This window comes from Ancylobacter polymorphus, assembly GCF_022836935.1.
Lineage (GTDB): Bacteria > Pseudomonadota > Alphaproteobacteria > Rhizobiales > Xanthobacteraceae > Ancylobacter > Ancylobacter polymorphus_A.
Genome location: NZ_CP083239.1, coordinates 1,462,225 through 1,477,124, shown reverse-complemented (window position 1 = coordinate 1,477,124; position 14,900 = coordinate 1,462,225). Strand labels below are relative to the sequence as shown.

Sequence of the window (14,900 nt, the reverse complement as noted above, 5' to 3'; positions counted from 1 at the left end):
GCCGCCCGCGTCAGGCGAAACAGCGGTTGAGCGTCGCCTCGTCCTCCAGCACGCGGAAGGTCAGGCGGTTGCCGGACATCTCCAGCGGGCGGATGGCGATCCAGCGGCCGGCTTCCGTCACCAGATTGGCGCGGCCCGCCGCCTTGGCCTCGGTGAGGACGGCGAGTTCCGACCGCACTTCGCCGACGGCGCCGTCGCTTTCGAAGCGGATCTCGAAGCTGGCCGTCGCCGAGCCGAAGTCGCTGGCGCGCAGCCACCCCTTCGCCTGGATCGTACGGACCATTTCACGCCTCGTTTGACATAGACTTACGCACCTCAAGTGAAACACTACGTGCGAGGTAGCGATGTGGATCACATTCGCGCGTACATTGGCGGCATCACCTGATGGCAGGCGCAATGCCTCCTCTCTTACGGCCGGAGCGGGCGAAGGTTCCCGCATGATCGAAAGGTGTTAGCGGCGAGGGACGATGGCCGCGCATGCGTGCAACCCTGCCGGGCGCGCCCGCGGCCGAAGGCGACGCGATGGTATCCCTCGCCCGCCGGCGGGGCCGGAGCCGTGTTACAGTGGGACATCGTCGGTGATCACCAGCACGCCGGCGACTGGGAGAGTTCGGGCCTGTCTCGTCGCGCTTTCTCTGAACTCCCCCGGCAAGGAGACGGCGCATGTCGTTCGAGATGTCCGCGACCAACAGTCCGTTCGCCATCGACGAGGCGCTGGCCGGGGCCGCCTATGAGCCCGAGGATGTGGCGCTGCTCGACACCGCCTTCACCCGCGCCTGCCAGGAGGCTTCACAGCGCCTCGCCCTCGGCGAGGGCATTCGCAGCCTGCTCGCCTTCGCCGTCCTCGAAGGGGCGAAATCCGGGCTGCGCGATCCCGAGCATCTCACCTCTTTCGCCCTGCGCGCCCTGCCGAGTTTCCGCGCGCAGGAATCGCGCCGCTAGAGCCTGATCCGATCAGGTTGAATCAACCTGATCGGTGAATCAGTCTCTAAAGTATTGATAGAGAACGCGTTACCCGATCAGCTTGCGATGCAAGCTGATCGGCGCGTGCTCTAGCTCGTTTCCCCTGGATGAAGCCCAAGAAAAAGGGCCGCTTGCGCGGCCCTTTCATTGCACGCCCGAGGAGAAGGGCGCTCAGAACTTGTAGTTCAGGCCGGCCTTGACGGTGTGGAAGGTCGTCTTGGCATCCAGCGCGCCATAGACGCCCGGGGCCAGGAAACCGGCAATCGCCGTGTTCTCGCCGAGATCGACATAGAGATATTCGGTCTTCAGCGTCCAGTTGTTGTTGATGGCGTATTCGAAGCCACCACCGGCGGTCCAGCCCCAATTGGTGTCGTCAGCGGACTCGCTGAACAGGAGGCCCGGAGCGGTGATGCCGATGCTGTGCTTCACCTTGCCATAGGCCGCGCCGCCGGTGCCGTAGACCAGCAGATGGTCGAAGGCATAGCCGAGACGGGCGCGAATGGTGCCGAACCACTCGACTTCCGAGCCGGCCGAGACCGACGCGCTGGTCGGGATCAGCGGAACGGACAGGCCGGCATCCGCCTTGCCTTCAATGCCTGACCACTGGAAATCGGCCTCGACGCCGAGCACCACATTGTTCATGAACTGATAGTTGTAGCCGATCTGCGCGCCGCCGAAGAAGCCGCTCGAATCCACCGTCGCCGAACCGCTGGCGACGGGCAGCCCGTCAGCCGTGACCGAGAACGGGTAGTCGAAATCATTGCCGCCGAAGCCGACATTGGCGCCGAGATAGAAGCCGGTCCACGAGAACATCGGCTCGGCTACGATGACTTCGGCCTTGGTCGGATAGGGCAGATCCGCCGCCATCGCCGCCACCGGCATGGCGGCACTCATCAGGACGGCTCCCAGCAGTACATTCTTCATTTCGCTTCCCCCAGTGTGATTGCATTGCGGGAAATGTAACGAATTGACGGGATTCGCGTAGTGCAAATGAGCAACACTCGCCCAGATTGAAATGAAAATCGGAGCGATACCGTACCATGTTACGTCAATCACTACGATTACACCGTACATTTTAGATTGGCATTCGCACAGAATGACTCGGATACGGTATCATGATCTTTATCTTGCGAAGATTATTTTACCTTTCCTCAGCGGAAGCCGCGCAGTGTAGGTCCTAACGCTGCCGGCGCCCGGCATCACCCTGGCACTGGTTTTGCTAGCGTTGGCGTCCCGCCCGGCGCATGAAGGCCGGACGTCCGTACCAGCGTGAACAGGCCATCATGGGACCCCAGGTCGTACCCGTCGCTTCCGACCCCATCTGCCCGACCCATGCCGACGTGGTGATCGTCGGCGGCGGCATCATCGGCACCACCAGCGCGCTCTATCTCGCCGAGCGCGGCCTCAAAGTGGTCCTGTGCGAGAAGGGCCACATCGCCGGCGAGCAATCGAGCCGCAATTGGGGCTGGTGCCGCCAGGCCAAGCGCGACCCGCGCGAATTCGAGCTGATCCGCGAGGCGCTGCGGCTCTGGCGCGGCATGGACGCGCATATCGGCGCGGCCACCGGCTTCACCACGGCGGGCATCCTGTTCGCCGCCAATGACGCGAAGAAGGAAGCCTCCTTCGCCGACTGGGTGAAGGAGGCCGCCGGCGCCGGCATTCATGCCGAGATGCTCAGCGGGTCCCGGCTGGCGGAGCATATACCCGGCGATACGAAGCCGCCGCCGGCCGCGCTCTGGTGCGCGTCCGACGGGCGGGCCGAGCCGCAGAAGGCCGCCCCCGCCATTGCCGAGGCGGCGCGAAAGCGCGGGGCGGTGATCCTCACCGATTGCGCCGTGCGTGGCGTGGAGACCGGCGGCGGAAAGGTCATCGCCGCCGTGACCGAGCGCGGGCGCATCGTCACACCCAACGTCGTGGTGGCCGGCGGCGCCTGGACGCGACGCGTGCTGCGCGATGTCGGCATCGACCTGCCGCAATTGAAGGTGCGGGCCAGCGTGCTGCGCACCTCGCCGGTGGAAGGCGGCCCGACCCCGGCGCTGTGGGACCATGATTTCGCCTTCCGGCGCCGGGAAGATGGGGGTTACACCATCGCCAATGGCCATGTGAACGTGGTGCCGATCGTGCCGGACAGCTTCCGCTTCGCCCTGCCCTTCCTGCCCGCGCTGCAGATGGAATTCGCCTCGCTGCGGCTGCGGCTCGGGCCGCGCTTCGTCACCGAATGGCGCGAGAGCGCGCGGCGTCCCTTCGACGAGCCCTCGGTCTATGAGGCGGCGCGGGTGCTCGATCCCACGCCCGACCAGGGCTATCTCGACCAGGCTTTCGCCGCGCTGAAGCGGCGCTTTCCGGCCTTCGCGCAGGCGCGGATCGTGCAGAGCTGGGCCGGCTTCATCGATGCGACGCCGGACGCGGTGCCGGTGATTTCCCCGGCCGACACGGTGTCCGGCCTCATCGTCGCCACCGGCTTTTCCGGCCATGGCTTCGGCATCGGCCCGGGCGCCGGCCACCTCGTCGCCGATCTCGTCACCGGCGCCACGCCCATCGCCGATCCCGCGCCCTATCGCCTGTCGCGCTTCTTCGACGGCTCGCGGCCGCGCCCGATGGCGGGGCTCTGACCCGCCACCCGTCGAGCCGCCCACCCGCCGATCCGTCACCCCCAGCGGAACACGCCCATGGTCCAGACCCTCGCCCGCCGCCCCCTGCCGCGCTCGCTCTACCGGGAGACGGCCCCGCCCGCGCCGGAAACCGCCGCACTGGCGGGCGACACGGCCGCCCGGGTAGCGATCATCGGCGGCGGCTATACCGGCCTCTCCGCCGCGCTGCACCTCGCCGAGGCCGGCGTCGACACGCTGGTGCTGGAAGCGAGCCAGATCGGCTGGGGCGCCTCCGGCCGCAATGGCGGGCAGGTCAATCCCGGGCTGAAATGGGAGCCGGAGGAGTTGGAGCGCGGCTTCGGCGCCGAGCTCGGCGGGCGGATGGTGCGGCTCGGCGATGAGGCTCCCGGCCTCGTCTTCGACCTCATCGCCCGCCACCGCATCGACTGTGCGCCCAAGCGCGGCGGCACGCTGCGCGCGGCGCTGTCGGAGCGTGCCGCCAAGGGCGTGCGCGAATTCCAGCGGCAATGGGCGGCGCGCGGCGCCGATGTGGTGATCGCCGAGGGCACGGAGATGGCCCGCCTCACCGGCACGGGCTTCTATCCTCTCGGCGCGCATGACCGGCGCGGCGGACAGGTGAACCCGCTCGCCTATTGCCGCGGCCTCGCCCGGGCCGCCCTGAAAGCGGGGGCGCGCCTGTTCACCGACACGCCGGCGCTGCGGCTGGCGAAGGCGGGCAGCGGCTGGCTGATCGACACGCCGGGCGGCCGGGTCACGGCCGAGCGGGTGATACTCGCCACCAATGGCTATAGCGACGACCTCTGGCCCGGCCTGCGGCGCAGCGTGATCCCGGTCTATTCCTCCATCACCGCCACCGAGCCGCTGCCCCCGGCGCTCGCCGCGCCGATCATGCCGAACGGCGTGGTGCTGTACGAGATGTCGGCTTCTTATGCCTATTACCGGCTGGACGATGCCGGGCGCTTCGTCATGGGCGGGCGCAGCGTGCTGCGGCCAGCCACCGCGCCGGAGGATTTTCGCGCGCTCGTCGACCAGGCCACCCGGATGTTCCCGGTGCTCAGGTCAGTGGAATGGACGCATCGCTGGAACGGACAGGTGGCGGTGACCTGGGATCACCTGCCGCATCTGCACGAGCCGGAGCCGGGGCTCACCATCGGGCTTGGCTATAATGGCCGCGGTGTCGCCATGGCCACCGCCACCGGGCGCATGCTGGCCCGCCACGCCGCCGGGGGCGGGGCCGAGGCGCTCGACCTGCCCGTCACCCGCATCCGGCCGATCCTCGGCCATGCCGCCTGGCCGCTGGCGGTGAAGGCGCGGCTGAAATGGGACCGTCTGCGCGAGAGCTTCGGGAGCTGAGGAAAGGCGGCCCCGCCGCCCTTCCCATCGGTTGCCTCTTCTCAGCCGCCCGTGCCGCGCAGCCGCTCGGAGCGGCGGCGCAGCAGTTCCAGGGTCAGCATCAGCAGGGCCGCAAACACCACCAGCAGTGTCGCGGCGGCGGTGATGGTGGGGGAGATCTGCTCGCGTATGCCCGAGAACATCTGGCGCGGCAGGGTGCGCTGGTCCGGGCTGGCGAGGAACAGCGCCACCACCACCTCGTCCCAGGAGGTGACGAAGGCGAACAGCGCTCCCGAGGTGACCCCCGGCGCGATCAGGGGCAGCGTCACCGTGCGGAAAGTGGTCCAGGGCGAGGCGCCGAGCGAGGCGGCGGCGCGGGTGAGCGAGCGGTCGAAGCCGGTGAGCGTCGCCGTCACGGTGATGACCACGAAAGGCGTGCCGAGGATGGCGTGGGCGAGAACCAGCCCGAGATAGGTGTTGTTCAGCCCCACCGCCGCGAAGCCGAAGAACATCGCCACCGCGACGATGACCACCGGCACGATCATCGGCGAGATCAGGATCGAGAGGATGAGCCCGGCGAAGGGCACATTTCCGCGCGACAGGCCAAGCGCGGCGAGCGTGCCAAGCCCGGTGGCGATGAGGGTGGAGAAGACCGCGACGATGCCGCTGTTCTGCAGCGCGATGCGCCAGCGCTCATCGGTGAAGAAATCGATGTACCAGCGCAGGCTGAGCCCCGGTAGCGGATAGGTGAACCAGGGCTCGCTGGAGAAGGAGAGCGGCATGATCACCAGGATCGGGCCGACGAGGAACAGGAACACCAGCGTGCAGAACACGGCGAAGAGGAAATAGGCCAGTTTCTCGCGCGGGGTGGCGTAGGACGGTGCCAGCATGTCGATCAACCCAGCTTTACCTTGTCGATGCCGACCACGCGGTTGAACACCGCATAGAGCACCAGCGTGATCATCAGCAGGATGCCGCCGAGCGCCGAGGCCTGGCCCCAGTTCATCTCGCGGTTGGTGTAGAGCGCGACGAAATAGCTGACCATCTGGTCCTGCGGCCCGCCGACCAGCGCCGGGGTGATGTAGTAGCCGAGCGACAGGATGAAGGTGAGCAGGCAGCCGGCGCCCACGCCCGGCAGGGTCTGCGGCACATAGACCGAGACGAAGGCGGTGAGCGGCCCGGCGCCCAGAGACCGCGCCGCCCGCAGATGCGAGGGCGGGATCGACTTCATCACCGAATAGATCGGCAGGATGGTGAAGGGCAGCTGGATATGGGTCATCGCCAGCACCGTGCCGAAACGGTTGAAGATCAGCTGCACCCGCTCCGTCGTCAGGTGCAGCGCCAGCAGGATGTCGTTGAGCACGCCATTGCTCTGCAGGAGCACGATCCACGCCGTGGTGCGCACCAGAATGGAGGTGGTGAAGGGAAGCAGCACCAGGATCATCAGCACATTGGCGTGGCGAGGCGGCAGGATCGCCAGCAGATGCGCGACGGGATAGCCGAGCACGAGCGTCGCCAGCGTCACCACCAGGCTGATGGAGAGGGTGCGGATGAAGATGTCGATGAAGATGGACTGGTCGGCGAAATTCGTCGTCACCGCCCCGGTGGCGTCCTGCCGGAGGTCGACCGAGGTGAGGAGATAATAGGGGGTGAATGTCTGCCCCGCCCGCTTCATGATCGCCCAGAACTCGACCGAGCCCCATTCGGCGTCGCTGGCGAGGAACTTCTCCTTCCACGGCCCGCCACCGCCGGCATCGACGAGACGGCCGGCCTTGAGAAAGCGCGAGCGGGCGCCCGGCACCTCGTAATTGATGCGCTTGCCCACCAGCGCGGTCGTGCGGTCCTTCTGCGTCTGCACGAGATCGGCGGCGAAGGCGGCAAACACCTCTTCGCCCGGCGTCTCCCGCCCGTCCCACGCGTCGAGCGCGGCGATGGTGCGGGGCATGGTCTCGCGCACCTCGGTGTTCTCCACCGCGCGCACCAGCATCAGCCCGATCGGCAGCGCGAACACCGCCAGCACGAACAGCAGCAGCGGGGCGACAAGAGAGAAGGAGCGCAGGCGGTTCACCCGCTCGGCGCGCCGGAGCTTGGTCTTGAGCGAGGTGCGGTCCCCAGCGGGTCCGGCCTCGCCCGGAAGGGCGGCCACGGCCATGTCGAGAAATCCCCCTCGGTTGCTGCCGCGGCCTTGCCCCGGAGGGCGGCGCGGTCGGTGAGCGGCCGGGGCACCGAGAGCCCCGGCCCGCCTTCCGCCCGCCCCCAAAGGGAGCGGGCGCGTGGTCAGGACGCGCGGCGGCTAGCCGCCGGCGCGCCCGGGGTCACTGGGCGATCCAGGTGTTGAAGCGCTTCAGCAGTTCTTCCTTGTTGTCACCCCAGAAGACGGGATCGTTGGCGAGCGCGGTCTTGGCGTTCTCCGGCGCGGTCGGCAGGTCCTTGAGGATGTCGGGCGCGACCAGCGGCGTGGCGGCGAGCAGCGCCGGGCCATAGGAGATGTACTTGGTCTGCGCGGCCTGCGCCTCCGGGCTGGAGGCGAACTGGATGAACTTGTAGACCGCGTCGAGGTCCTTCACTCCCTTGGGGATCGCCCAGAGGTCATAGTCCATCAGCTGGCCGTCCCAGACGATCTTGAAGTTCTTCTTGTCGACCTTGTTGGCGTTGAAGATGCGGCCGTTCCAGGCGGTCGCCATCACCACTTCGCCGGAGGCAAGCAGCTGCGGCGGCTGGGCGCCGGCTTCCCACCAGACGATGTCCTTCTTGATGGTGTCGAGCTTCTTGAAGGCGCGGTCGACGCCTTCCTTGGTCTTCAGCGTCTCATAAACCTTGTCGGCCGGCACGCCGTCCGCCATCAGCGCGAATTCGAGATTGCCGAAGGGAGTCTTCTGCAGCGCGCGCTTGCCCGGCCAGGTCTTGGTGTCGAACAGGCCGGCAATGGTCTTCGGGCCGTCCTTAATCTTGTCGGCGTCATAAGCGTAGATGGTGGAATAGATGATGGTCGGGATGCCGCATTCGAAGGTGGAGCCCTTCACGAAGGCACCCTCGCCGCCGAATTTGGAATAGTCGATCGGCGTCAGGAACCCCTCGTCGCAGCCCTGCTGCGCGGTGGCGGCGTCAACATCGACGGCATCCCAGGTGGTGTTGCCGGATTCGACCATGGCGCGGATGCGCGCCGCCTCGCCATTATACTCTTCCTGGGTGATCTTGGTGCCGGTCTTGGCGGTGTAGGGCTTGTAATAGGCCTCGTCCTGGCTGGTCTGATAGGCGCCGCCCCAGGAGGTGATGGTGAGGCCGTCCGCCGCGAAGGCGGTGCCGCAGGTCGCCGCGAGGGCGAGCGCGGAGAGGGTCATCGTCAGCGACTTCAACTGCATGGTCATTCCCTTTGGGTCTAGGGGGGCGAAGGTCTGGGGGCGGAGGTCTCAGGCCGCGTCGAGGGCGCGGCAATCCTGCGCGCGCCATGCCAGCGGGATGCGGGAGCCGACGGTGAGGACCGGGCGGTCCTCGACATTGCCGACCTTGACGACCATTTCGGCGCCGCTATCGAGCACGCAGCGCACGCGCACATGGTCGCCGAGATAGATCGTCTCGGCGATCACGGCCTCGAAATGATTGTCGAGCGAACCACCGGGCGGGGCGATCTTCACCCGCTCGGGCCGGATGGAGAGCAGGCAGTTCTCGCCCACCCCGGCCGCTTCGGTCAGGGTGGCGGTGACGACATCGCCATTGGCGAGCACCACCGAGCACAGCGCGCCATTGGCGGCCTCGATGCGGCCGGGCAGCCGGTTGTTCTCGCCGATGAACTGGGCGACGAAGGAATTGGCGGGGTATTCATAGAGTTCGGAGGGCGGCGCCACCTGCTGGATGATGCCGGCATTGAACACGGCGACGCGGTCCGACATGGTCAGCGCCTCGCTCTGGTCGTGGGTGACATAGACCACGGTGATGCCGAGCCGCTCGTGCAGATGGCGGATTTCCATCTGCATGTGTTCGCGCAGCTGCTTGTCGAGCGCGCCGAGCGGCTCGTCCATCAGCACCAGCTTGGGCTCGAACACCAGCGCCCGCGCCAGCGCGACGCGCTGCTGCTGACCGCCGGACAGCTGGCCCGGCATGCGCGCGGCGAAGCTGCCGAGATGCACCATGTCGAGCGCCTTGGCGACGCGGTCGGCGATCTCCGCCTTCGGCCGGCCCCGCACCTTGAGGGGATAGCCGACATTCTGCGCCACGCTCATATGCGGAAACAGCGCGTAGTTCTGGAACACCATGCCGATATTGCGCTTTTCCGGCGGCAGCGCGTCGATACGGGCGCCGTCGAGCATAATGTCGCCGGAGGTCGGCGTCTCGAAGCCGGCGAGCATCATCAGCGTCGTCGTCTTGCCCGAGCCGGACGGGCCCAGCATGGTGAGAAATTCGCCGCGGCGAATGCGCAGGCTGAGGTCCTTCACGACAAGCGTTTCGCCGTCATAGCTCTTCTGCACGCCGGCGAACTCGACGAAACTGTCATTGGCGCTGACCGCAAGCTTCATGCTTCCTCCTCGGACGAGCCGCGCGGAACGGCCCGGAACGGCGAACTTCCATCGCCGACCCGGGCTTCCGCCTGCCTCTGCTTCCGCAAAGGTCGTGCCAAGCGGAAGGGGAAGGACACCGGAGGCGGCGAAGACGATTTTTTGCTGCATTTCCCGTTGCTTAGCGCGGCCGCGTCGTGCTTGACGCTGCGGCAGCCAGAGGGGCCGGCGACCCCACGGCAGCGCGCCGCATTGCCGCCGGTGCCGGGATGGGGAAGGGCGAAAGACGGCGCCGTGCGGCGCGCGGACGCCGCGATTGATGCGCAATTAGGCACGCCTCTTTTGCAGCCTTCACCTCAGGCGACAGGCGGCGAAAGGTCGGTCTTTAAACACCTTCCGCCCCGGCGGGCGCAGCATCCGCCATGGAATGTCGGGCGCATGAGCCCGGCGACGCGCATGCCCGATTCGTCATGCGGACTGAACGTAGGCGACCTTCGCCTAAGCCGGCGGCGGGCCGCGATGAAGAATGAGCCTTTTCGCGGGCAGTCGCGTCGCCCTCCGGCGCGAACGAGACCGCAGGGGCGGGCGGGGCTCAGCGCCCGGCGCCAGAAGGCCCGCGCCCGCCCCCGCCTCGCATCTTCTGCATACAATGCGACCTATTCTGCTTACAGGCTTGGCGGCTGGAAATGGCCTGCCTATTATGACGCCCTCTCTCTTCCGGGAACCAGCCTATGCCGCGTGATCTTGCCTTCACCCTTGCCGGGCTCCGGGCCGCCTATGCGCGGGGGCTGCAACCGGAAGCGGTGATCGCGGAAGCCTTCCGTCGGCTCGACGCGCTGGGCGATCCCGGCATCTTCCTGCACGAGGCGCGCGCGCAGGCGCTGGCCGAGGCAAGGGCGCTGGGCGCGCCGGACGGCCGACCGCTCTGGGGCATTCCCTATGCGGTGAAGGACAATATCGACGTGGCCGGCATGCCGACCACCGCCGCCTGCCCCGATTTCGCCTATGAGGCGACCGCCGACGCCTTCGTGGTGGCGCGGCTGCGGGCCTTGGGCGCGATCTGCCTCGGCAAGACCAATCTCGACCAGTTCGCCACCGGGCTGGTGGGGGTGCGCACGCCCTATCCCGTGCCGCGCAACGCCATCGACCCGGCGCTGGTGCCGGGAGGCTCCTCCTCCGGCTCGGCGGTGGCGGTGGCGCAGGGTCTGGTGGCGTTCAGTCTCGGCACCGACACCGCCGGCTCCGGCCGGGTGCCGGCGGCGCTCAACGACATTGTCGGGCTGAAGCCGAGCCTTGGCGCGCTCTCCTCCGCCGGCATGGTGCCGGCCTGCCGCACGCTCGACACCATTTCGATCTTCGCCGAGAGCGTCGCCGCGGCATGGGAGCTGTTCACGCTGACCGCCGGCGTCGATCCCGCAGACGCCTGGTCGCGTCCTCTGCCGCCCCCGCGCCTCGCATCCCTGCCAGAGGCGGTGACCGTGGCGGTGCCCGATGCGGCCAGTCTGCGCACCTTTGGCGACGAGGCGCAGGCGGCGCATTTCCACGCCACGGTCGAGCGGCTGCGCGCCCAGGGGGCGCGGGTGCGCGCGATCGACCTCTCGCCCTTCTACGCCGTGGCGGAGCTGCTCTATTCCGGCCCCTGGGTCGCCGAGCGCGTGGCGGCAGTGGGAAGCCGGCTAACCACCGCTCCGGAAACCCTGCATGAGGTCACCCGCGCCATCCTCGCGCCGGGGCTTTCTCTCTCCGCCGTCGATGCTTTCAACGGCCTGTACCGGCTGCAGGAGTTGCGGCGGGTCTGCGCGCAGGCGCTGGAGGGCGCGGATTTCCTCTGCGTGCCGACGATTCCCTGCTTCGTCACGCTGGACGAAATTGCCGCCGACCCGTTCGGGCCGAACAGCCGGCTCGGCACCTATACCAATTTCGTCAATCTGCTCGATCTCTGCGGCATCGCCGTGCCGACCGGGCCGCGTGCCGACGGGCGCCCGGGCAGCCTGACGATACTGGCGCGCAAAGGGGAGGACGGGCGCGCCGCCGCGCTGGCGCTTCGGGTCGAGCGGGGTGGCGGGGCGGTGCCGCTCCCCACCGATGCCCCCGGCCACGCGCCCGCCGGCGACGAAATCGCCCTCGCCGTCTGCGGCGCCCACATGGCCGGGTTGCCGCTCAATGGCGAACTGACCGCCCGCGGCGGCCGCCTGCTGCGTCCGGCGCGCACGGCGCCGCATTACCGGCTCTTCGCCCTGCCCGGCGGCCCGCCAGCGCGGCCGGGGCTGCAGCGCGCCACCGAAGGCGGCGCCGCGATCGCGCTGGAAGTGTGGGCGCTGCCGCGCACCGCGCTGGGCGATTTTCTTGCCGGCATCCCCGCTCCACTCGTCATCGGCACGGTGGAACTGGAGGATGGAAGCACGGTGAAGGGCTTCCTGTGCGAGCCGCACGGGCTCACGGGCGCGCGCGACATCACCGCCAGCGGCGGCTGGCGCGCGGCGCTGGCGGAGGCGTAGCGGCACCGCTGCGCGTTCTATCCCTTGGCGCCCTGCCCGCGGGCATAGACATCCTCGTAGCGGATGATGTCGTCCTCGCCGAGATAGGTGCCGGTCTGCACCTCGATCAGCACCATCGGCACCTTGCCGGGGTTCTCCATGCGGTGGACCGCGCCCAAGGGAATATAGACTGACTGGTTCTCGGTGAGCAGCTGCGGCGTGCCGTCAATGGTAACGCGGGCGGTGCCGGAGACGACGATCCAGTGCTCGGAGCGGTGATAATGGCTCTGCAGCGACAGCGCCGCGCCGGGATGGACGACGATGCGCTTGACCTGGAAACGCTCGCCCAGCGCCAGCGTCTCAAACCAGCCCCAGGGCCGGTGATCCCTCGGGAAATGCTCCGCCTGCCGCGCGCCGCGCGCTTTCAGCGCCGTCACTGCCTGCTTCACCTCCTGCGAGCGTGAACGGTCGGCCACCAGCACCGCATCCGGCATGGCGACGACGAGCATGTCCTTGAGCCCGATGCCGACCAGTTCCAGCCCTTCCGCCTCCGAGCGCAGCAGCGAATCGGCGCAGTCGATGGCAGTGACGGGACCATGGGCGACGACATTGGCGGCATCCGCCTCGCCCTCGCGCATGACCGAGGCCCAGTCGCCGAGATCCGACCAGTCGCCGGCGAAGGGCACCACGTCGAGATTGTCCGAGCGCTCCATGATGGCATAGTCGATGGAGATGTCTTCCGCCTTCTGCCATGGGCCGGGAGCGAGGCGCAGGAAATCGAGGTCGCTAGCCGCCTCGTCCAGCGCCTGCCGCACCGGGGCAAGCATGCCGGGGGCATGGGCCTCGAACGCCTTCAGCGCGGTCTCCACCGAGAACAGGAAGATGCCGGCGTTCCAGAGATAATGGCCGTCGGCGAGCAGGGCGGCGGCGCGCGCCGCGTCGGGTTTCTCGACGAAGCGGCGGAGCGGCACCGGCGCGGGCGCGGCGCCCTCCGGGGCATGGGCGAGTTCTAGCCAGCCATAGCCGGTTTCCGGCCGGGTCGGACGGATGCCGAAAGTGACGATGCGCCCGGCTTCCGCCGCCGGCAGGCCGGCACGCACCGCCTCGGAAAATGCGGCGCTGTCCGGCACCACCTGGTCGGACGGCATGACGAGGAGCAGCGCCTGCGGGTCGCGTGCCGCCAGATACTGCACGGCGGCGAGAATGGCCGGTGCGGTGTTGCGCGCGCTCGGCTCGATCAGCACGGCGCCGGCCGGAATGCCGGCTTCGGCGAGCTGTTCAGTGACGATGAAGCGGAAATCGGCATTGGTGACGATGACCGGCGGGCGCACATCCGGCCCGGAAAGGCGACGGGCGGCGGCCTGGAACAGGGTCTCGCCTTCGCCAAGGGTGACGAACTGCTTGGGGAAACTCTTGCGCGACAGCGGCCACAGGCGCGTGCCGGAGCCGCCGCAGAGAAGAACGGGATAGAGATGAGCCATGGAGCCTTGGATGTCGCAGTGCGCCCTGTGGGCGCGGTGGGCCGTGCCGAGGCGCGAAGTGTGGGCGGGGCACGGCGGAAAGGCAAGGCGGCGCAAGCACCTTGATCTCTTCTCCCGGAATCCGTATCGCCGCGCAAGCGGGTCCGCTTCCCGCGCCCGCGCGCATGAAAGGCCCGGCCATGCTCACCTGCTTCAAGGCATACGACATTCGCGGCCGGCTCGGCGAGGAGCTGAACGAGGCCATCGCCCGCCGCATCGGCCGCGCCTTTGCCGAGGGTCTCGGGGCGAAGCGGGTGGTGATCGGGCGCGACTGCCGCGCCTCCTCGGAAGCGCTGGCGGCGGCCTGCAGCGCGGGGCTGGTGGCCGGCGGGGTGGAAGTGCTCGACCTCGGCCTGTGCGGCACCGAGGAGATGTATGCCGCCGTGACCGATCTCAATGCCGATGGCGGCATCGAGGTGACGGCCTCGCACAACCCGATGGACTATAACGGGATGAAACTGGTGCGCGCCGGCTCCGCCCCGCTCGATACCGCGACCGGGCTGGCGGCGATCCAGAAGCTGGCGGAAGGGCCCGACCTGCCGGACCGGCCGGGCGGACGCGTCACCCCGGCCGATGGCGCCCGTGCCGCCTATGTCGAGCGCGTGCTCTCCTTCGTCGACACGTCCGCGCTGCGCCCGCTCACGATTCTCGTCAATGCCGGCAATGGCGCGGCGGGGCCGACCTTCGACGCGCTGGCGCAGGCGCTGGAAGCACGCGGGGCGCCGCTCACCTTCATCCGCCTGCACCACGAACCCGACGGGCGCTTTCCCAACGGCATTCCCAACCCGCTGCTCACCGAGAACCAGCCGGTGACATCGCAGGCGGTGGTAGCGGCCGGTGCCGATATGGGCGTCGCCTGGGACGGGGATTTCGACCGCTGCTTCCTGTTCGACGAGACCGGCCGCTTCATCCCCGGCGAATACATCGTCGGCCTGCTGGCGCAGGTGTTTCTCGCCAAGGAAGCGGGCGCCACCATCGTCCACGACCCGCGGGTAGTGTGGAACACGCAGGACCAGGTGGCCCGCGCCGGCGGCCGGGCGGTGCAGGCGCGCACCGGCCACGCCTTCCTCAAGCAGGCGCTGCGCGACACCGGCGCGGTCTATGGCGGGGAAATGTCGGCGCACCACTATTTCCGCGACTTCATGTGCTGCGATTCCGGCATGATTCCGTGGCTGCTGGTGGCCGAGCTGATGGGGCGCAGCGGGCAAAAGCTGAGCGACCTCGTTTCGGCGCGCATGGCCGCCTTTCCCTCCTCCGGCGAGATCAATTTCCGCCTCGAAGATCCCGCCGGCGCGGTGGCGCGGGTGGAAGCGGCCTTCGCCGGACTCAAGCCGGCGCGTGACGAGACGGACGGACTCTCGCTGGATTTCGGCGACTGGCGGCTCAATCTGCGCCGTTCCAACACCGAGCCGCTGCTGCGGCTGAATGTCGAGGCCAAGGGCGCGCCCGAATTGGTGGCACGGCGTGTGGCCGAGATCACCACCCTGATCAGGGGATGAGCCC

Annotated in this window: 12 protein-coding genes; 5 read left to right on the top strand and 7 right to left on the bottom strand. The window is 68.4% G+C overall.

Annotated elements, in window-relative coordinates; all coding sequences use genetic code 11:
* Window positions 1–10 precede the first annotated feature (10 nt).
* Window positions 11–283 (bottom strand): hypothetical protein, encoded by a 273-nt coding sequence (locus K9D25_RS06900; RefSeq protein ID WP_244450122.1) that lies wholly within the window; start codon window positions 281–283, stop codon window positions 11–13.
* 380 nt (window positions 284–663) lie between these two features.
* Between K9D25_RS06900 and K9D25_RS06895 the strand changes: the two genes are divergently transcribed.
* Complete coding sequence (locus K9D25_RS06895) at window positions 664–942, top strand: hypothetical protein (RefSeq protein ID WP_244450121.1); 279 nt, start codon at window positions 664–666, stop codon at window positions 940–942.
* Between the two features lie 192 nt (window positions 943–1,134).
* On the opposite strand, the gene K9D25_RS06890 is transcribed toward K9D25_RS06895, so the two are convergent.
* On the bottom strand, window positions 1,135–1,887 hold the full coding sequence (locus tag K9D25_RS06890) for an outer membrane protein (RefSeq protein ID WP_244450120.1): 753 nt from the start codon (window positions 1,885–1,887) through the stop codon (window positions 1,135–1,137).
* Window positions 1,888–2,246: 359 nt separating this feature from the next.
* On the opposite strand from K9D25_RS06890, the gene K9D25_RS06885 reads away from it, so the two are divergent.
* Both K9D25_RS06885 and K9D25_RS06880 read left to right on the top strand, forming a co-directional pair.
* Window positions 2,247–3,575, top strand: a complete 1,329-nt coding sequence (locus K9D25_RS06885; RefSeq protein ID WP_244450119.1) for an NAD(P)/FAD-dependent oxidoreductase — start codon at window positions 2,247–2,249, stop codon at window positions 3,573–3,575.
* 57 nt (window positions 3,576–3,632) lie between these two features.
* Window positions 3,633–4,928 carry an NAD(P)/FAD-dependent oxidoreductase gene (locus K9D25_RS06880; protein ID WP_244450118.1) on the top strand — a complete coding sequence of 432 codons (1,296 nt, stop codon included), beginning with the start codon at window positions 3,633–3,635 and terminating at the stop codon, window positions 4,926–4,928.
* A 41-nt stretch (window positions 4,929–4,969) separates the two neighbouring features.
* Here the strand turns inward: K9D25_RS06880 and K9D25_RS06875 are convergent, their stop codons facing one another.
* From K9D25_RS06875 to K9D25_RS06860, 4 genes are all read right to left on the bottom strand, one after another.
* Window positions 4,970–5,797 carry an ABC transporter permease gene (locus K9D25_RS06875; protein ID WP_244450815.1) on the bottom strand — a complete coding sequence of 276 codons (828 nt, stop codon included), beginning with the start codon at window positions 5,795–5,797 and terminating at the stop codon, window positions 4,970–4,972.
* A gap of 5 nt (window positions 5,798–5,802) precedes the next feature.
* Window positions 5,803–7,059 carry an ABC transporter permease gene (locus K9D25_RS06870; protein ID WP_244450117.1) on the bottom strand — a complete coding sequence of 419 codons (1,257 nt, stop codon included), beginning with the start codon at window positions 7,057–7,059 and terminating at the stop codon, window positions 5,803–5,805.
* 163 nt (window positions 7,060–7,222) lie between these two features.
* On the bottom strand, window positions 7,223–8,269 hold the full coding sequence (locus K9D25_RS06865) for an ABC transporter substrate-binding protein (RefSeq protein WP_244450116.1): 1,047 nt from the start codon (window positions 8,267–8,269) through the stop codon (window positions 7,223–7,225).
* Window positions 8,270–8,317: 48 nt separating this feature from the next.
* Entirely contained in the window at window positions 8,318–9,421 is a 1,104-nt protein-coding gene (locus K9D25_RS06860) for an ABC transporter ATP-binding protein (protein WP_244450115.1), read from the bottom strand.
* Between the two features lie 710 nt (window positions 9,422–10,131).
* Between K9D25_RS06860 and atzF the strand changes: the two genes are divergently transcribed.
* On the top strand, window positions 10,132–11,898 hold the full coding sequence (atzF, locus tag K9D25_RS06855; RefSeq protein ID WP_244450114.1) for an allophanate hydrolase: 1,767 nt from the start codon (window positions 10,132–10,134) through the stop codon (window positions 11,896–11,898).
* Window positions 11,899–11,915: 17 nt separating this feature from the next.
* On the opposite strand, the gene K9D25_RS06850 is transcribed toward atzF, so the two are convergent.
* Complete coding sequence (locus K9D25_RS06850; protein WP_244450113.1) at window positions 11,916–13,358, bottom strand: mannose-1-phosphate guanylyltransferase/mannose-6-phosphate isomerase; 1,443 nt, start codon at window positions 13,356–13,358, stop codon at window positions 11,916–11,918.
* A 179-nt stretch (window positions 13,359–13,537) separates the two neighbouring features.
* Between K9D25_RS06850 and K9D25_RS06845 the strand changes: the two genes are divergently transcribed.
* Window positions 13,538–14,896 (top strand): phosphomannomutase, encoded by a 1,359-nt coding sequence (locus K9D25_RS06845; RefSeq protein WP_244450112.1) that lies wholly within the window; start codon window positions 13,538–13,540, stop codon window positions 14,894–14,896.
* Window positions 14,897–14,900 lie beyond the last annotated feature (4 nt).